The organism is Corynebacterium bouchesdurhonense, from assembly GCF_900078305.2.
GTDB lineage: Bacteria > Actinomycetota > Actinomycetes > Mycobacteriales > Mycobacteriaceae > Corynebacterium > Corynebacterium bouchesdurhonense.
Map to the genome: position 1 here is coordinate 19,351 of NZ_LT546027.1, position 17,670 is coordinate 37,020.

A 17,670-nucleotide genomic window follows, 5' to 3' on the forward strand; every position below is an offset into this window, starting at 1 on the left:
CACTCGTAGGGGGACCGTCGAAAAGCATCGTAATGCCCCACACCCCACGCCGAGGCCGGCGCGGGGTGCGGGAGGCTGGGCACGGCCTAGGTGCGGGGCACCTCGACCATCTCGTAGGCCTGGATCACGTCGTCGACCTGGATGTCCGGGTAGGACAGCACCATGCCGCACTCGTAACCCTTGGCCACCTCGGTGGCATCGTCCTTCTCGCGGCGCAGCGAGTCGATCGTCGCGTCCGGGGTAATGACGTTGCCGTCGCGCACCAGGCGGACCTTCGCGCCGCGGCGCACCTTGCCCTCGGTGACCATGCAACCGGCGATGAGGCCGACAGCGGACGCCTTGAAGATCTGGCGGATCTCCGCGGCACCGATCTCGCGCTCCTCGTACACCGGCTTGAGCATGCCCTTGAGCGCGTTCTCCACGTCCTCGATGGCCTGGTAGATCACCGAGTAGTAGCGGATCTCCACGCCCTCGGCGTTGGCCTCCTCGGTGGCCTTGCCGTCCGCACGGACGTTGAAGGCCACGATGACCGCGTCCGAGGCGGCCGCCAGCAGCACGTTGGTCTGCGTGACGGCACCGACGCCGCGGTCGATGATGTTGACCTCCACCTCGTCGTCGATCTCGATCTTGAGCAGTGCCTCCTCCAGGGCTTCCACCGAACCGGCGTTGTCGCCCTTGAGGATGAGGTTGAGCGTCGACGTCTCCTTGAGCGCCTGATCCAGGTTCTCCAGGGACACGCGCTTCTTCGTGCGGGCCTGCATCGCGGCGCGGTGGCGGGCGTCACGCTGCGCCGCGATCTGGCGCGCCACGCGGTCGTCCTCCACCACGAGCAGGTTGTCGCCCGGGCCGGGGACGCCGTTGAGGCCCTGTACCTGCACCGGGCGGGACGGGCCGGCCTCCTCAACGTCGTTGCCCCACTCGTCCACCATGCGGCGCACGCGGCCGAAGTTGCCGCCGACAACGATGGAGTCGCCGACGCGCAGCGTGCCGCGCTGCACGATCACGGTGGACACCGGGCCGCGGCCGCGGTCCAGGTGGGATTCGATGGCCACGCCCTGGGCGTCCATGTCCGGGTTCGCCGTCAGCTCCAGCGCCGCGTCCGCGGTGAGCAGCACGGCCTCGAGCAGGTCGTCGATGCCGGTGCCCTGCTTCGCGGAGATGTCGATGAACATGGTGTCGCCGCCGTACTCCTCCGGCACGAGGCCGTACTCGGTGAGCTGGCCGCGGATCTTGTCCGGCTGCGCCTCCGGCTTATCGATCTTGTTCACCGCAACCACAATCGGCAGGTCCGCCGCCTTGGCGTGGTTGATCGCCTCGACGGTCTGCGGCATCACGCCGTCGTCCGCAGCCACCACCAGGATGGCCAGGTCCGTGGACTTAGCACCGCGGGCACGCATGGCGGTGAACGCCTCGTGGCCCGGGGTATCCAGGAAGGTGATCGTGCGCGGCTCGTCCTCGAGCGTCACGGTGGTTTGGTACGCACCGATGCCCTGGGTGATGCCGCCGGCCTCGCCCTTACCCACGTTGGCGTTGCGGATCGAGTCCAGAAGGCGGGTCTTACCGTGGTCGACGTGGCCCATGACCGAGACCACCGGCGGGCGCTGCTCGAGCGCGTCCTCGCCGCCGATGTCCTCGCCGAACTGCAGGTCGAAGGATTCGAGCAGCTCGCGGTCCTCGTCCTCCGGGGAGACGATCTCAACCTCGTAGTTGATCTCCGCGCCCAGCAGCTGCAACGTCTCCTCCGAGACGGACTGCGTGGCGGTGACCATCTCGCCCAGATTGAACAGCGCCTGCACCAGGTTCGATGCCTCGGTACCGATCTTCTCCGCCAGGTCAGTCAGCGTAGCGCCCTGGCGCAGGCGCACGGTCTCGCCGCCGCCGTCCGGCAGGCGCACGCCACCGATGACGTTCGGTGCGTGCATCTCCTCGTACTCGTGGCGCTTCTGGCGCTTGGACTTGCGTCCGCGGCCGGGCGCGCCGCCCGGGCGCCCGAACGCACCGGCGGTGCCGCCGCGGCGGCCGCCGCGACCACCGCGCGGGCCGCCGAAGCCAGCGCCACCGGGGCCGCCCGGCCCACCACGGCCCCCACGGCCGTTGCCGCCCGGGCCGCCACGGCCGCCGCCGCGTCCGGTGTTGCCGGACTTGGAGGGCATCTGTGTCGGCGAAGGGTGGGCAGCCATATCGGCCGGCGACGGGCGGTTACCGCCCGGACGGGGAGCCGGGCGTCCCTGTCCGGCACCCTGCTGGCCGCCGGGGCGCGGACCGCCCTGGCCGGGGCCGCGACCGCGGCCGCCCTGCTGCGCGCCGCGGGTTCCACCCGGGCGCGGTGCCGGGCGCTGGCCGCCGGTGTTCGAGGAGAAGGGGTTGTTTGCCACGCGCGGGCGACCGCCCGGCTTGGGCATCGGGCGCGGCATTGCGCCCGGGGTCGGAGCACCGTCCGCCGGCTTGGCGGCGCCCGGCTTCGGCGCCTGTTGCGCTGCGGGCTTTGCCGCGGCGGGCTTCGGTGTGGCCGGCTTGGCTGCCCCCGGCTTCGGCGCCTGCTGCGCTGCCGGCTTTGCGGCGGCCGGCTTTGGCGCCTGCGGCGCTGCGGGCTTTGCCGCGGCGGGCTTCGGGGAGGCCGGCTTGGCTGCCCCCGGCTTCGGGGTTCCCTGAGCCGCGGGATTCGCGGCCGCAGGCTTCGGGGAGGCCGGCTTGGCTGCCCCCGGCTTCGGGGCGCCGGGCTTGGGTGCGGCTGGCTTGGCTGCGGAAGGCTTGGCGGCGCCCTTCGCTTCCGAGCCGCTGGTCGCCGCGCCGCCCTGGGCCTCGTAGAAGGCCCGCATCTTCTTCACCACCGGCGGTTCGATGGTGGACGAGGCGGTCTTCACAAACTCGCCCTGGTCCTTCAGAGTGGCGAGTAGTTCCTTACTTGTTACGCCGAGCTGTTTTGCCAGTTCGTGTACGCGTAGCTTTCCGGGCACGTGTCTCCTTGTGGTTTTGCTAGGAGCACGTGCCGATTCCCGTTACCGGGAAGGTACGTGACCCTAGGCTTGGTCAGTGACTTTCATCGCTGATGCTGCTTCATCGTTGCGTAACCATCAGTGTTCGGTCTTCCTATCTTTATGTGGGTCGTGCGCTACCTGCGCGAGGTACGTATGTACATGACTCACGTCCACCGGGGTGGACAGACGGAGCGCGCGGGCGAAGGCCCGGCGTTGTTCCGCCAGCTCTAACGCATCCAGCGTAGGAATAATCCAGGCGCCGCGACCCGGCAGGCGCCGAGCGGGATCCGCCACGACCCTGCCCGGCACATCCGGATCTTCCACCACCCGCAGTAGATGGGTATCCGCCATCCGCTCGCGGGTGGCGATGCAGGTGCGGATCCGGATGGTGTTTGTGCGCTGCTCGTACGCACCTGCAGTATCCATCCGCGCCTTTCCGCACTCGCCACTGGCGGGCCTGGAACGCCCACGCTGTCTGATTCGGTTTTAAGCCGTCAACCAGACTACGCCAAAGCGCGGCGAAACTGTAGTTCGCTCGCGGGGAGCCCCGCGGCCGGTAACCTAACCGCGCGGCGTGCCAGCTTACTGCTGAGCTGCGCGCTCCGCCTCGGCGGCCGCGTCCACGTCGGAGTGGATATCGATCTTCCAGCCGGTGAGGCGGGCGGCCAAGCGCGCGTTCTGGCCTTCTTTACCAATGGCCAGGGAGAGCTGGTAATCCGGCACCGTCACCCGCGCGGTCTGCAGCTGCGGGTCAGTCACCTCAACCTTGATCACCTTGGACGGAGCCAGGGCGTTGCCCACGTAGGTCGCAGGGTCATCGGAGTAGTCGATGATGTCGATCTTCTCGCCGCCCAGCTGCTGCATAATGTTGGTCACGCGCGCGCCGCGGGGGCCGATGCAGGCACCCTTGGCGTTGACGCCCTTCACGGTCGCCCGCACGGCAATCTTGGAGCGGTGGCCGGCCTCGCGCGCGATAGCGATGATCTCCACGGAGCCATCCGCGACCTCGGGAACCTCGAGGGCGAACAGCCCGCGCACGAGCTCCGGGTGGGTGCGCGACAGCAGCACGCTCACATCGCGCTCGCCCTTGTTCACGCCCACCACGTACGCCTTGACGCGGTCGCCGTGCACCAGGGTCTCGCCGGGGATCTTCTCGGCGGGCAGCAGGATGCCGTCCTGGGGGTCGGCCTCGGTGCCGAGCTCCACCACGGTGATGCCGCGCGCTTCCTTGGTGGCGTCGCGCTGCACCACGCCGGAGACCACTTGGCCCTCCAGCCCGGAGTACTCGGTGTACACGCGGCCGGCCTCGGCGCTGCGCAGCTGCTTCTTAATGGCGTCGCGCACCGCCACCGCGCCGATGCGGGAGAAGTTCACCGGGGTGTCCTCGTACTCGGAGACCACCTCGCCGTCCTCGCCCAGCTCGGCTACCACCACGGACACATCGCCAGTCTCGGTGTCGATGTCCACGCGCGCCCTCGAGCCCTCCTCCAACGGCACCTCGCGGTAGTCCCGGTAGGCCCACAGCAGCGCGCTCGCGATCGTTTCGAGCAGCTCGCGCATAGGTATGCCCTGGTTCTTCTCAATGGCGCGCAGCGCGTTCATGTCAATATTCACTTGTTGTCCCTCTCACCGGCCTCGAGAGCCGAGGCCTCCTCAAACGTCAGTTCCGCCAGCTCCACCTCGGCTTTGGGGGGCTGGTTGAACTCCACTTCTACCACCGCCCCGGACATTTCCGAAACCGGCCGCACGCGCACCTTCGGGGTCTTGGCGCCGGCCTCCACCAGCACCACGTGGGCTTCCGCGTCGTCGAGCGCGCCAACGCGGTACGCCTTGTCCCCCGCCGAGATGAGGCGGCCGCGGCTCCGCCGCCAGTGACGCGGGGCGGTCAGCGGCAGGTCCACTCCCGGGGTAGTCACCTCCAGGGTGTAACCCGCTCCGAAGTTGAGTTCACCGGCGTCCTCGGCGGCGTCGAAAAGCGCACTGAGCTCCTGGCTGACCACCTCGAGCTCGTCGAGGGTGGGGCGCGAGTCGGAGTCCAGCGCGACGATGACCTGGGACTTTGCGCCGGCTTTGGTGGTGCGGACGTCCTCAACATCCATGCCGTGCGCCGCCGCGACGGGCTCGATGCGGCCGCGGAGTTCTTCGGTTGAAGGAAATGCCATGCGCTAGAGCCTATCGTGTAGCGTTTTGCGCGTGAAGAAGCTGCTCCCCGCCCTCGTGGCCCTGCCAACCGCGGTTGCCCTCACGGGGTGCAGCGTCATGGATGTGGTCGGCCCGCGCCCGAACAAGGAGCTCGTGGGCCTGGCCAACCAGGCCGAGGCGGATGCGCTCTCGGGTGACGCTGACCTGCGGGAGCTGCGCGCCGTGCAGGCGGTCCAGTTGCGCGGGGAAACGCTGCGCCTGTGCGGTACCGAGCCGGACGGAGAGGTCCCCCACACCTGCGCGTTCGAGCTCGACACCGCGGACCTGACGGCGGAGCCGCTCGCCCAGCTCGTCGACGCCACCGTAGCCACCGCCCCGCGCGTGCCGGAGGAGTCCGCCGACCTCGTTGTCGCCCAGGCGATCGACGCCGCGGCGGTTCGCCCCGTCGAGCTCGCGCCGGAGGGGCTTTCGCTTGTCGACGCAGACCTCGAGCCCGCCAAGGCCGCCCTCGAGCGCGAATACGCCCTGGCGTACGGGCTAGGGCTGGCGGAGGCGTTCGCGGACAGCGCGCTGCGCGGGCGCATCCACGCGCTCGCGTCCGCCTCGCAGGAGCGGGCGGCGCTGCTGGAAAGCGGACTCGGCGCGCAGGTGCCGGTGCCCGCCGCCGGGTACCAGGTCGCCGACGGCCGGCCGCCCGCGACCACCGCCGAGGCCACCGAGCTGGTGGAGCGCCTGCAGCGCGAGGTGGTCGACGGCCTCCGCTTCAGCGCCGCCCGGGCGCACGCCGCGGACCACGGCGACGCATGGCGCCGCGCCGCAATCCTGCTCGCGGCGCAGGCCCAGCGGGCCTAACCGGCGGGCCCAGACGACGGTCCTGCCTAGCCGGCCAGCGGCGCGGTCTCCTTGCGCACCAGTTCGAGCACCTGGTCCACCACGCGGTCCGCCGGCACCTCGAGGGTCTCGCCGCCGCGGATGCGCAGCTCCACGTTGCCGTCCGCGAACGAGCGGCCCAAGATGACCACAAAAGGCATGCCGAGGAGCTCGGCGTCCTTGAACTTCACGCCCGGGGACACCTTCGGGCGGTCGTCGAAAAGCACCTCGAGGCCCGCGGCGTCGACCTCGCCCACGAGGCGCTCGCCGGCCTCAAGTGCTGCGGCATCCTTGTTCGCCACCGCCACGTGCACCTGGTACGGCGCGATGGCGACCGGCCACACGAGGCCCTTGTCGTCGTGGCGCTGCTCGGCCACAACCGCCATCATGCGGGAGATGCCGATGCCGTAGGAGCCCATGGTGGGCACGGCGCGCTTGCCGTTCTCGTCCAGGATCTGCACGTCCATCGCCTCGGTGTACTTGCGGCCCAGCTGGAAAATGTGGCCCAGCTCGATGCCGCGGGCGAGCTTCACAGTGCCGTTGCCGGAGGGAGAGGGGTCGCCCTCCTTGATCTCCGCGGCCTCGATGAACCCGTCCACGGTGAAGTCGCGGCCGGCGACCAGGCCCACCACGTGGCGCTGCGGGGCGTCTGCGCCCGTGATCCAGCTCGAGCCCTCCACCACGCGCGGGTCCGCCAGCACGCGCACACCGTTCGCGGCGAGCGCGCGCGGGCCGACGTAGCCCTTGACCAGGAACGGGGCCTTGGCAAAGTCCTCCTCGGTGGCCAGCTCGAAGGTGGCGGGCTCCAGCGAAGCCTCGAGGCGCTTCTCGTCCAGTTCGCGGTCTCCCGGGATCAGGATGCCGGTCAGCTGCGGGCCCACGGCGTTGCCGTCCTCGTCCACCTGGCGCGGGTCGTCGACCTTGACCACCATGCACTTCAGGGTGTCGGACGCTTGCGCCTCGTGACCGTCGACAAGCAAGCCCTGCCCCTGAGCCCACTCGACCAGCGCCGCGATGGTCTCGGACGCCGGCGTGTCGTGCTCGACGGCCTCGGGCAGCCCCTCGATGTCGCGCGCGGGCGGAGCAACCGTGGTCACGGCCTCGACGTTGGCGGCGAAATCACCCGCGGTGGAGACGACGAAGGTGTCCTCGCCGTTGTCGGAGTAGGCCAGGAACTCCTCGGACGCCGAGCCTCCCATCGCGCCGGAGGTGGCCTTGCAGATTTCGTAGCGCAGGCCCACGCGGTCGAAGATGCGCTGGTAGGTGGCGCGGTGCTTGGCGTAGGACTCAGCCAGCCCCTCGTCCGTCATGTCGAAGGAGTAGCTGTCCTTCATCACAAACTCGCGGCCGCGCAGGATGCCGGCGCGCGGCCGGGCCTCGTCGCGGTACTTGGTTTGGATCTGGTACAGCGTGACCGGGAAGTCCTTGTACGAGCTGTAGAGGTCCTTCACCTGCGCGGTGAACATCTCCTCGTGCGTGGGCCCGAGCAGCATGTCCGCGCCCTTGCGGTCCTTGAGGCGGAACAGGTCGTCGCCGTACTCGGTCCAGCGGTTGGTGGCCTCGTACGGCTCGCGCGGCAGCAGCGCCGGGAAGAGCAGCTCCTGGGCGCCCATCGCGTCCATCTCCTCGCGCACCACGCCCTCGATCTTGCGCAGAGTGCGAAGCCCGAGCGGCAGCCAGGAGTACACTCCCGGCGCGGCGCGGCGCACGTAGCCTGCGCGCACCAGCAGCTTGTGGCTGGGCACTTCGGCGTCGGCGGGATCTTCGCGCAGCGTGCGCAGGAACAGCTCGGACAGGCGTGTAATCATGGTTGGTCACTTTACCGCTAGCGTGAGGCGCATGTTGATCGTGCTCCCGCCCTCAGAAACCAAGGCCCCCGGCGGCGCCGACGCGCCGATGGCGCTGTCGTTTCCGTTGCTCGACCCGGTGCGTTCTGCGCTCATGGACGCTCTGGCGGCCGCGGACACGGAGACCCTCATGCGCGAGGCGAAGATCCCCGCCGGCAAGCGGGCCGAGGCCGAGGAGAACCTGGGGCTGCGCGCCGCGCCGGTGATGCCCGCGGTGGAGCGCTACACCGGCGTGCTCTACGACGCCCTCGATGCCCCCCCCCTGCCCGCCGCCGCCCGCGCGAGGATCGCCGTCGGTTCCGCGCTCTTTGGGCTAGTGCTTGCCGACGATCCCGTGCCCCGCTACCGCCTCTCCGCCGGCGCCAAGGTGGGCGGGAAGACCATGCGGGCCTGGTGGGGCTCCCGCATCAGCGGCGTACTGGCCGGCCAGGGCTTTGTGGTGGACCTGCGCTCGGGCGCCTACCAGCAGCTCGGCCCCGCCCCAGGCGCGGTGACCGTGCGGGTGGAGCAGGCGGACACCGGCAGGGTGGTGAGTCACTTCAACAAGCAGTACAAGGGCGAGCTCGCCCGGGCGCTCGCGCTCTCGCCCGAGGCGGGCGGCGCCGCATCGGCCGCGGATGTGGCGGACGTGGCTACCCGCGAGGGGTTCCGGGTGCGCGTCGACGGGCAGCAGCTCACCCTGCTGGTCTGAATTTCTCGGTTTATCGGTTTATCGGTTTATCGGGCGAAGGGAATTTATCGGTTTATCGGTTTATCGGCGGCGTAGAGTGGGGTGCATGCTGAACCCCTTCCGCCCCACCTTTGGCGCCAGCCCGCGCGTGTGGGCCGGGCGCGACGCGGTGCTCACCGACTTCGCCCGGGCTCTCGAGGGCGGCCCGGGGAACCCAGACCGTTCGCTGCTCATCTCGGGTTCCCGCGGCATCGGCAAAACGGTGCTGCTCACCGAGCTAGAGGATATTGCGGTCAAGCATGGCTGGGTGGTCCTGAGGGCATCTGGCCGAGAAAACATCCAGCAGGTTCTCGTGCAATCCATTATCCCGGAGGCCATCTCCCGCTTGGAGGAGGCACCGAAGCGTCAGCTTACCGGGTTCTCCGTGGCCGGAATTGGCTCGGTGAGCACGCAAGTCACCGAAACCGAGCCTGCCGAGCGCCTGGTTTCCCGGCTGCGCACCTTGACCGGGCTTCTCCGGGAGACCGGGGTGCTCATCACGATCGACGAGGTGCAGGACGTGGATCCGCACGACCTCACGCAGATCGCGATTGCTTACCAGGATCTGGTTCGCGACGACCTGCCTGTGGCGGTTGCCATGGCGGGTCTTACTCGGGGCATCAACCAATTGCTCAACCTCCCGGGGGCCACGTTCCTGCGGCGGGCCCGCCACTACGAGCTGGGACCGTTGACCGTTGATGATGCCCGGCGGGCATTCGAGGAAACCGCTCTCGGAAGCGGGATATCCTTCGGCGCCGCCTCCGGGGCTGCGGAGCTCAGCATGGGCTACCCCTACCTTGTCCAGCTGCTGGGCTTCCTCTCGTGGGAGCAGGCGGCACGCGACTCAAAGGGGTCCATCGACGCAGACGTACTCAACCGTGCTGCGCCGGAAGCACTTGAACGCCTTGGGCTCCAAGTGCACCAACCTGCGCTGCGGGATGTCCCGCCGAGGCAGCTGGAATTCTTGCAGACGATGGCCGCGATCGAGGCGGAGGACGCCCGACCTGAGGTTTCTGTAGCGCACGTTGCCGAGCTCATGGGCACCTCCACCACGTCGCTGAGCGATTTGCGCCAAAAGCTCATTGACCGGGATCTCATCACCCCCGCAGGCTGGGGGCGAGTGGAGTTCGCGCAGCCGTACCTGGGTGCGTACCTCCGCGAGCAGCGGCGGCCGAAGCGCGTGCAGTAGCGGGCGTTACCATCGGCAACCATGAGTATGCGCCGCGCCATAGCCGTATCAGCCGGGATCTACTTCGCGGCCCTCGCGTACCTCGGGCTGAGGTGGGGCTCTATCCCCGACCCGATGCCCGTCCACGTCGGCCCCGGCGGGAAGGTGGATAACTGGGCCCCGAAGACCTGGCTGAGCGTCGGCGGGGCCATCTGGGTTGGCGTGGTGGTCTGCGCGGTCATGGCGTTGTGCACGCCCCGCTTGAGCCTGGTTAGCGCCCGCAGGGAGGTCGCCGAGCCGGACGCGCTGCCCTACTCCAACACTGCCGCGGCGCGTGCGGAGCTACTCATCAGCATGACCATTCGGTTTATGGGGCATCTGCTCGTTGCCACCACTGTGTTGCTGGTGGCAACGCAGCTCACTCTGGCGCTGTCCCACCAAGTGCCTATCGCCGTGTGGGTGGTGGCGTTCGCGGCGTACCTTGCGTTGAGCGTCGTTGCTTCGATCCGCATCTCCAAACGGGCCAAAACCAGCTGGGATACGCTGCCGCCGGACGCGGAGGAGCAGGTTCGCGTGGAGCGGCTCAAGAACAAGGCCGGCATGGGCGTCTACTCGGAGGAGCGAGACCCGATGGCGGTGGCGGTACTGCCCGCTGAGCCGGGCAAGGTGCAGATAAATTCGGCCCACCCCGCCGGCAAGCGGACGCTCCGGAACATCATGTGCGCGATCGTAGGCTCTCTCGCCGCCACCGTTGCCCTCGTGGTGTTCCTATGACCCGCCTGGCCGGCTCGCTCCGCCTCGCAGCTGCGATCCTGGTTGCCGTCATAGGTATCGCTGGCATCTCGCTCGGGATCACCACGTGGCAGGAGCGCGACGGTGACGCCGCAGAGCCAGCGCTTGAAAGCGCCGGCAGTGTAACCGCCACCGTGGCGAGGATCATTGACGGCGACACCATCGCCGTAACCCTGCGCGAACACGACGGCGAGGTGAAAGTCCGACTGCTCAACATCGACACCCCAGAACAAGGAGAGTGCCTGTACGCAGAGGCAACCAGCCACCTCGCCGGCCTCCTCTCTCCCGGCGAGGACGTCACCTTGGTGTACGACGTGGAGCGTGCGGATAGGTACGGGCGGGACCTGGCGGGGGTCGTGAAGCAAAATGGCACCTTCATCAACGAGGCGATGGTCGCCGACGGCTTCGCCCGGGCCGTGGAGTACCAGCCCAACACCGCCTTCTCGCAGCAGATGCGCGCGGCCGAGGCTCGGGCGGAAGCGGCGGTGCTGGGCATCCACTCGGTGCCCGCGTCGTGCTTGATGCCTACCCGCGTTTCCCGCACCGCGCTCGACCGCTACGAGGCGGACCGGGATCCCTTTTACCTGGACGTGATGCGGGAATCCGTGGAGCGCGCCCCGAACTTCACATACCGCGAGCAGGCGCTGCGCTTCATCAATACCCTGTGAGCCACGCGAGAGAGATTCTGGGCAACGCGTACCACATCGAAGTGCTCCCCGGTACCGCATGCGCTGCCCAGGCTGCTGGGCTGGGAGTGGCTTAGTAGTGGTAGCGAGCTTGTAGAACCACGAGGTCCTCGCCAGAAACCATGTAAACAAGGCGATGTTCCTGGGTGATTCTTCGGGACCATGCCCCCTCAGCGCCATACTTCAACGCCTCAGGTTTGCCGATTCCATCGAAGGGGTCTCGCAACGTTTCGCGGAGAAGCTGATTCACGCGCTTCAGCACCTTTTTGTCGTTGGTCTGCCAATACAAGTAGTCGCCCCAAGCATCGGCGGTCCAAACCAGACGCATTAGGCATCCAAATCGATGTCATGCTCAACGACTTTCCCATCCAGGGCATCGCCGTAGGATCGGGTGAGCCGACGGGCGTTTTCGCGCGATTGAAACAGATACGCGGTCTCTACCCATGCCTCGTAGTCTTCCGCAGCCATAAGTACGGCATTCCCGTTGCGTGACACGATTTCAACAGCGTCACGGTCATTGTTCACGCGCTCAATCAGCGGATACAGGGTTCGACGGGCTTCTGATGCGCTAATCGACATGCAACCCTCCTTAATCTCGTACCGGAAAACGGTACCACATTTACAAGCGCGCCCGGAGCACCGTAAAAGTCTTGTCTCGCTCCACCTGCTGCACAGAGCTGAATCGGCGTTCCACCTCACCGCGGTAACGCAGGTGAGAGTTGTGCACCAAGTACAGTTCCCCGCCCGGCGCAAGCAACCGAGCCGAGGCGTCCAGCAGGTGCTGCACGAGCGTGGCGTCAACCGCCGTGCCGTCATGGAACGGCGGGTTGAGTGCAATGGTGTCGAAGGAAGCGTCAGGCAAATGCGAGCCGGCGTCGTCCCACGTCGCGTCCAGCCCGATTGCGCGGGCGGACAGCACGGCGTCCGCGTCCGAGTCGGTGGCGGCAACCAAGGCCGCGCCGCCGGCCACCAAACCACGGGAGACGGAACCGTTGCCGCACCCCAGGTCTAGGAACCTGCCCAGCTCGGGCGCGGGCGGCAGGCACGAGCGCAGCAGCTCGCCCCCACGGTCCGGCTTTGCCCCGGAGAACACCCCGCCGACTCCCACTAGGCCGTCCCCCTGCGCCGGCTCGTAGGAAACCTCGCGCGGGCCGGAGGCAACGAGGCAGCGGAACTTGCCCCGGCCGAGAGAGGCCGCGACGTCCTCGAAGGACTCCCCCAGCACCGCGTTCATCCCGCGAGAGAGGTGCTTGTTGTTCCCGCCCAGCACTACCCGCACGTCGGCGTAGCCGGCGCCTGCGATCGAGCGCGCCAGGTAGTCGAGCCGCGCCAGGGACTTCGGCATCTCCCCGACCGCGATCGCGGACCCAGAGGCGGCGGCGAGGTACTCGTCCAGCCGCACGTCCCCCGCCACCTCCGCGCCCAGGGCCGCGGCAGCGCGGCTGCGCGCATAGTCCGGATCCAGGAACACCACCGGCCCACCCGCGGCGAGGGCCGCGCGGGTGGGCCGGTGGTGTTCCTGGATCCGGACCATGCGCGCCGCCGCGCCGCCCCGGCCCCGGGCGCGGGGGCGGGGGGGGGCGGGCGGGCGGGCGGGGGCCCCGCCGCCGCCCCCGGGCGCCGCGGCCCGGGCGGGGGGCGGCCGCGGGCCCCGGGGGCGCCCCACCGCCGCGCGCGCGGGGCCGGTCAAGCGCGCGCACGTGCGGCGACCTCCCCGATCACGTAGACGGCGGGGCTGGAGATCCCGGCGCGCTCCATGTCGTCGGCGAGGCTTCCCAGGGTCCCTCCCACCACCTTCTGGCGGGCGGTTTCGCCGTCCTGCACGGCGGCGGCTGGGGTGGAGGCGGCAAGGCCTGCGTCGACAAGCGATTGCGCAATCGCGCGCACGTTGCGCACCCCCATCACCACCACTATGGTCCCTCCGGTGCGCGCGAGCGCACCCCAATCCACCAGGGATTTCGGGTGCCCGGGCGGCAGGTGGCCGGAGACCACGGTGAAGGCGTGGTTCACGCCGCGCTCGGTCACGGGGATACCGGCGGCGGCGGGGACGGAGATCGCGCTGGTTACCCCCGGCACTACCGTGCAGGTAACCCCCGCGGCGTCGCAGGCGGCGAGCTCCTCGTAGCCGCGGCCGAACACGTACGGGTCCCCGCCCTTGAGCCGCACCACCTTCCGCCCGCCCAGCGCGTGCTCCACCAGCAGCTGGTTGATGCGCTCCTGCGCCACCTGCTTGCCGTAGGGCAGCTTGGCCACGTCGATGATCTCCTTGCCGCCCACATCCACAAACTCAGCCAGCTGCTCGGCCGGGCCCAGGTGGTCGGTGAGGATGACATCCGCGGCCTGCAGCGCGCGCAAGCCCCGGATGGTCAAAAGATCCCACTCGCCGGGCCCACCGCCCACCAGCGTCACGTGCCCGGTACTTGTTGCGCTCGCCGTATCCACGGGCACCCAGTCTAGGCTGGCGGCCATGTCCGCTACCGCAGCACCCAGCCTGAACCACACCTTCGCCGAGCGCTTGCCTGACATGGCCGCCGCGGTCCCCGGCACGAGCTTCCCCTCGGCCCGCCTTATGGTGCTCAACGAGCCGCTGGCCGCCGAGCTCGGGCTCGACGCGCAGTGGCTGCGCTCGCCCGAGGGTGTGGCGTGGCTCTCCGGCGCGTCCGGCGGCCACGCCACCGCGTACTCGGGCCACCAGTTCGGCCAGTTCGTGCCGCTCCTGGGCGACGGCCGCGCGCTGCTGCTCGGCGACGTCACCGATACGGCAGGCACCCGCCGCGAGATCCAGCTCAAGGGCTCCTGCCCCACCCCGTTCTCGCGCCCCGGCTCGGACGGGTTCGGCGCGATCGGACCGATGCTGCGCGAGTACCTCGTCTCCGAGTTCATGCACGCCGTAGGTGTGCCCACCACCCGTTCGCTCGCGGTGCTGGACACGGGCGAGAGCGTCATCCGCCAGCAGGGCCGCGTGCCCGGCGGCATCGTTGTGCGCGTCGCCCGCTCGCACCTGCGCGTCGGCTCGGTGCAGTACGCCGCCACCAAGTCACCGCAGCTGGTCGCGGACGTGGTGGAGGCCGCCGGCTTCGCCAGCGGGGGGCTTTTGCTTCACGACGCAACCTCCAAGCAACTCGATCTCGTCGCCCATTGGATGCGCCTGGGCTTCGTCCACGGCGTGATGAACACCGACAACACGGCGCTCAGCGGCGAGACCATCGATTACGGCCCCTGCGCCTTCACCGAGCGCTTCGTCGCCGATGCCGTATTCTCCTCCATTGACGCCCAGGGCCGCTACCGCTTTGGCAACCAGCCCACCATCATCACCTGGAACCTGGCGCGGCTGGCGGAAGCGCTGCTGCCGGTCATGGAGCTGGAGGAGGCGCAGGCCATCATCGCCACCGCCCAGCAGCGGTGGGACGCAAGCTGGGCGGCGTGGGTGGGCGACAACGCCGACGGGCTTGCCGCGGCCGCGGACATCACCACCTACAACCGCGAGCACGGCATCGCGGGGTGGCCGGGCCCCGTCTACGTGCCGCGCAACCACATGCTGGACCGAGCCATCGCCGCCGCCGAGCGCACCGGGGACTACGAGCCCTACTTCGCGCTGCTCGCCGCGGTAAGCGATCCGTACAACCCAGGGGCCGGAAACGCGGAAATGGCGCGCCCCGAGGGGAGCGCGCCATTTATCACGTTCTGCGGAACCTAGCGCTCCGGGTTCACCCCGGTCTCGAGGTGGTGATCCCCGTCCAGGCCCAGGGTCTTTTGGGTCCAGGCCCACTGCTCCTCGTAGGCGCCCTTATCGCGCTTGAGGGACTTGCCGTAGGTGGGGAACATCTCGAGCAGCTTGTCCTGCCACTCGATCATGCGCTCGCCGAAGCAGCGCTCCAGCAGCTCGAGCATGGCTGCCGGGGTAATGGACGCACCAGGCGAGGCGCCGAGGATGCCGGCGATGGTGCCGCCTTGGTCGTTGACCAGCGCGGTACCGAACTCGAGCGAGCCGAAGCGCGGCGCGGCGGTCGGCTTGATCACCTGCACGCGCTGGCCCGCCACAACCTCGGACCAGTCCTGCGGGTTGGCCTCTGGGTAGTACTCGCGCAGCACGTCGACCTTGCCGTCGAAGTCGCGGAAGACCTCTTCCACCAGGTACTTGACGAGGCCGAAGTTGGTCGCGGCCACACCCAGGTAGGACGGGATGTTGTCCGGGCGGATCGACTTAAACAGATCCAGGTAGGAGCCTTCCTTCATGAACTTGGGGCTCCAGCCGCCGTAGGGGCCGAACAGGAGGGATTCCTCGCCGTCCACCACGCGCAGGTCCAGGTGCGGCACGGACATCGGCGGGGCACCCACCTTGGCCTTGCCGTACACCTTGGCCTGGTGCTTGGCCACCAGCTCCGGGTTGGTGGTGCGCAGCCACACGCCGGAGATGGGGAAGCCGGCGTAGCCGTGCACCTCGGGTACACCTGCCTTGCGCAGCAGGTCGAGGGCGTAGCCGCCGGCGCCGACGAAGACGAAGCGCGCGCGGGTGACCTTCTTGTCGCCGCTCTTGCGGTCCTTGACTGTCACCTTCCAGAAGTTGCCGTCACGCTTGAGGTTGGTCACCTCGTGGCCGTAGCGGATCTCGGACCCCTGCTCCTTCGCGGAGTCCAGGAACTGCTTGGACAGGGAGCCGTAGTTGATGTCGGTACCCGCGTCGGTCCATGAGATGGCCACCGGCTCCGCGTCGAAGTCGCGGCCCTGCGCCATCAGCGGCAGCATGCGGGCGAAGTCCTCGCGGTCATCGGTGAACTGCATGTTGGGGAACATGTGGTTCGTGCTCAGCGCGTCGTAGCGGCGGCGCAGGTAGCCGATCTGATCCTCGCCCTGGGCGAAGGATACATGCGGCACCGGGTTGATAAAGGCGCGCGGCTCTTTCAGCACGCCGTTTTCCACCTGGTTGGACCAGAACTGGCGGGACAGTTGGAACTTCTCGTTGATGGCCATCGCCTTGGAGACGTCCACGCGGCCGTTCTTCTCCGGGGTGTAGTTCAGCTCGCACAGCGCCGAGTGGCCGGTGCCCGCGTTGTTGAACGGGTACGAGGACTCTTCCGCCGGCCCGTCGAGGCGCTCGTAGACAACCTGGCTCCACTCGGGCTCGAGGGCGTGAAGCATCGCCCCGAGCGTCGCGCTCATAATCCCGGCGCCGATGAGGAGAACGTCTACCTCGTCGTCGTAAATATCCCTTGCCATTGCGTTGTCACCTTCTCAAGTATTCGCGTCTGTTGCGCTGCAGCGGGTCCGCAGCTTCCCACGCAGCGAGGCTGCAGTGTGCCGTAGACCACTGTAGTGTGACTCCACCTTACGCCCGCCGGTTACCTCCCGGCGGGCTCCAGCGCAGAAAATCGTGCGAAAAAATCGGGGCCGCGGGGCCGATTCGGGCACGTTAGTATCTGTGCCATGACTGCCATCGACGCCGACCTGACCGCACTCGATTGGAAACCCGACATCCTGGGGCCGGGATACGAGCAGGCCGTGCTGCCCCTTGGCGAGGATCCGGACACGGGGAAAGACGTGCGCGCGGTGCTGGTCCGCGCCGCCGCCGGCAACGCAAAGGCGGATCCACGCAAGCCCGCATTGCTGTGGGTCCACGGTTTGTCCGATTACTTCTTCCAGGACCACGTGGCCGAGTACTTCACCGCTCTGGGCTACCCCTTCTACGCCATTGACCTGCGCCGCTGCGGGCGCGCCCGCACCCGCGGGCAGCGCTGGCACTACACCCTCGACATGGCCAACTACTTCCCCGAGCTCACCGCCGCGCTGGAGTACGCCGCGGCCCAGCACGGCTCGGTGGTGCCCGTGGCGCACTCTACCGGCGGCCTCATCGCCCCCTTGTGGGCCGACCACCTGCGGCGCGAAGACACGGCCAACCACGCGAAGCTGCGCGGGATGGTGCTCAACAGCCCGTGGCTGGACCTCCAGTTCAACCAGCTGGCGGTCGCACTCGCGCGCCCCCTGATCAACACGCTCGGCAAGGCCCTGCCGCTGCTGCCGCTGCCCGGCGGCAAGCTCGGTGCCTACGGCGTGTCCATCCACGAGAGCCAGCACGGCGAGTGGTCCTTTGACACCGAGAAGAAACCCCTCACCGGCCACCGCAAGTACCTCGGGTGGCTCCGCGCAGTAAATAAGGCACAGGAACAAATTCACCGCGGCGACGTTGACACTGGCGTGCCCACGCTGACCCTCGTGTCCTCCCACTCGTACCTGGGCAAGGAGTACTCCCCCGCTGCTGATGCCGCGGACACGGTGTTGGACGTGGACCAGATCCGCAAGTGGGCGCCCACCCTGTCGGAGCGCGCCGAGGTGAAAACCATCGACGGCGCCCGGCACGACGTGTTCCTCTCCGAGCCGTTCGCCCGCGAGGTCGCGTTCAAGGCCACCGCCGAGTGGCTCGCTGCCGTGCCCGCCACCGCCAGCCAGAACGCCAGCCAGAAGTAGAAGCCACCAACAGAAA

The 17,670-nt window shown here is 68.7% G+C and carries 17 protein-coding genes; 7 read left to right on the forward strand and 10 right to left on the reverse strand.

What is annotated here, in order from left to right; all coding sequences use genetic code 11:
• Window positions 1-86: 86 nt before the first annotated feature.
• From infB to rimP, 4 genes are all read right to left on the reverse strand, one after another.
• The gene (gene infB / locus BN4252_RS03730; RefSeq protein ID WP_066525953.1) at window positions 87-2,957 is read right to left on the reverse strand and encodes a translation initiation factor IF-2; all 2,871 of its coding nucleotides are present in this window, start codon (window positions 2,955-2,957) and stop codon (window positions 87-89) included.
• A 117-nt stretch (window positions 2,958-3,074) separates the two neighbouring features.
• Window positions 3,075-3,404, reverse strand: coding sequence for a YlxR family protein (locus BN4252_RS03735; protein WP_066525961.1), 330 nt, complete (start codon window positions 3,402-3,404; stop codon window positions 3,075-3,077).
• A 156-nt stretch (window positions 3,405-3,560) separates the two neighbouring features.
• Window positions 3,561-4,592 (reverse strand): transcription termination factor NusA, encoded by a 1,032-nt coding sequence (nusA, locus tag BN4252_RS03740; RefSeq protein WP_066525967.1) that lies wholly within the window; start codon window positions 4,590-4,592, stop codon window positions 3,561-3,563.
• Window positions 4,589-5,140 carry a ribosome maturation factor RimP gene (gene rimP, locus BN4252_RS03745; RefSeq protein ID WP_066525968.1) on the reverse strand — a complete coding sequence of 184 codons (552 nt, stop codon included), beginning with the start codon at window positions 5,138-5,140 and terminating at the stop codon, window positions 4,589-4,591. The genes nusA and rimP overlap by 4 nt, the downstream gene beginning before the upstream one ends.
• Window positions 5,141-5,171: 31 nt before the next feature.
• On the opposite strand from rimP, the gene BN4252_RS03750 reads away from it, so the two are divergent.
• Complete coding sequence (locus tag BN4252_RS03750) at window positions 5,172-5,972, forward strand: hypothetical protein (RefSeq protein WP_143341161.1); 801 nt, start codon at window positions 5,172-5,174, stop codon at window positions 5,970-5,972.
• A gap of 26 nt (window positions 5,973-5,998) precedes the next feature.
• Here the strand turns inward: BN4252_RS03750 and BN4252_RS03755 are convergent, their stop codons facing one another.
• Window positions 5,999-7,798, reverse strand: a complete 1,800-nt coding sequence (locus BN4252_RS03755) for a proline--tRNA ligase (protein ID WP_066525973.1) — start codon at window positions 7,796-7,798, stop codon at window positions 5,999-6,001.
• A 31-nt stretch (window positions 7,799-7,829) separates the two neighbouring features.
• Between BN4252_RS03755 and BN4252_RS03760 the strand changes: the two genes are divergently transcribed.
• From BN4252_RS03760 to BN4252_RS03775, 4 genes are all read left to right on the forward strand, one after another.
• Window positions 7,830-8,528 (forward strand): YaaA family protein, encoded by a 699-nt coding sequence (locus BN4252_RS03760; protein WP_066525975.1) that lies wholly within the window; start codon window positions 7,830-7,832, stop codon window positions 8,526-8,528.
• Between the two features lie 85 nt (window positions 8,529-8,613).
• Window positions 8,614-9,735 (forward strand): ATP-binding protein, encoded by a 1,122-nt coding sequence (locus BN4252_RS03765; protein WP_066526618.1) that lies wholly within the window; start codon window positions 8,614-8,616, stop codon window positions 9,733-9,735.
• Between the two features lie 21 nt (window positions 9,736-9,756).
• A complete protein-coding gene (locus BN4252_RS03770; RefSeq protein WP_078056751.1) occupies window positions 9,757-10,488 on the forward strand; it encodes a DUF1648 domain-containing protein in 732 nt (243 codons plus the stop codon).
• The gene (locus BN4252_RS03775) at window positions 10,485-11,174 is read left to right on the forward strand and encodes a thermonuclease family protein (RefSeq protein ID WP_066525981.1); all 690 of its coding nucleotides are present in this window, start codon (window positions 10,485-10,487) and stop codon (window positions 11,172-11,174) included. The genes BN4252_RS03770 and BN4252_RS03775 overlap by 4 nt, the downstream gene beginning before the upstream one ends.
• A 91-nt stretch (window positions 11,175-11,265) precedes the next feature.
• Here BN4252_RS03775 and BN4252_RS03780 read toward each other — a convergent pair whose 3' ends face one another.
• The 4 genes from BN4252_RS03780 to cobA form a co-directional block, all read right to left on the reverse strand.
• Window positions 11,266-11,520, reverse strand: coding sequence for a Txe/YoeB family addiction module toxin (locus tag BN4252_RS03780; RefSeq protein WP_066525983.1), 255 nt, complete (start codon window positions 11,518-11,520; stop codon window positions 11,266-11,268).
• Window positions 11,520-11,771, reverse strand: coding sequence for a type II toxin-antitoxin system Phd/YefM family antitoxin (locus BN4252_RS03785; protein WP_066525986.1), 252 nt, complete (start codon window positions 11,769-11,771; stop codon window positions 11,520-11,522). The genes BN4252_RS03780 and BN4252_RS03785 overlap by 1 nt, the downstream gene beginning before the upstream one ends.
• A 40-nt stretch (window positions 11,772-11,811) precedes the next feature.
• Window positions 11,812-12,726 (reverse strand): class I SAM-dependent methyltransferase, encoded by a 915-nt coding sequence (locus BN4252_RS03790; protein ID WP_066525989.1) that lies wholly within the window; start codon window positions 12,724-12,726, stop codon window positions 11,812-11,814.
• 152 nt (window positions 12,727-12,878) lie between these two features.
• Window positions 12,879-13,661, reverse strand: a complete 783-nt coding sequence (cobA, locus tag BN4252_RS03800) for a uroporphyrinogen-III C-methyltransferase (protein WP_066525992.1) — start codon at window positions 13,659-13,661, stop codon at window positions 12,879-12,881.
• Here cobA and BN4252_RS03805 point away from each other — a divergent pair.
• Complete coding sequence (locus tag BN4252_RS03805; RefSeq protein WP_066525995.1) at window positions 13,660-14,889, forward strand: protein adenylyltransferase SelO family protein; 1,230 nt, start codon at window positions 13,660-13,662, stop codon at window positions 14,887-14,889. The two genes, cobA and BN4252_RS03805, sit on opposite strands and share 2 nt — an antisense overlap.
• Here the strand turns inward: BN4252_RS03805 and mqo are convergent.
• On the reverse strand, window positions 14,886-16,409 hold the full coding sequence (mqo, locus tag BN4252_RS03810) for a malate dehydrogenase (quinone) (protein WP_066525997.1): 1,524 nt from the start codon (window positions 16,407-16,409) through the stop codon (window positions 14,886-14,888). The two genes, BN4252_RS03805 and mqo, sit on opposite strands and share 4 nt — an antisense overlap.
• 207 nt (window positions 16,410-16,616) lie before the next feature.
• On the opposite strand from mqo, the gene BN4252_RS03815 reads away from it, so the two are divergent.
• Window positions 16,617-17,654 (forward strand): alpha/beta hydrolase, encoded by a 1,038-nt coding sequence (locus tag BN4252_RS03815; protein ID WP_066526003.1) that lies wholly within the window; start codon window positions 16,617-16,619, stop codon window positions 17,652-17,654.
• The last annotated feature ends 16 nt before the right edge of the window (window positions 17,655-17,670 follow it).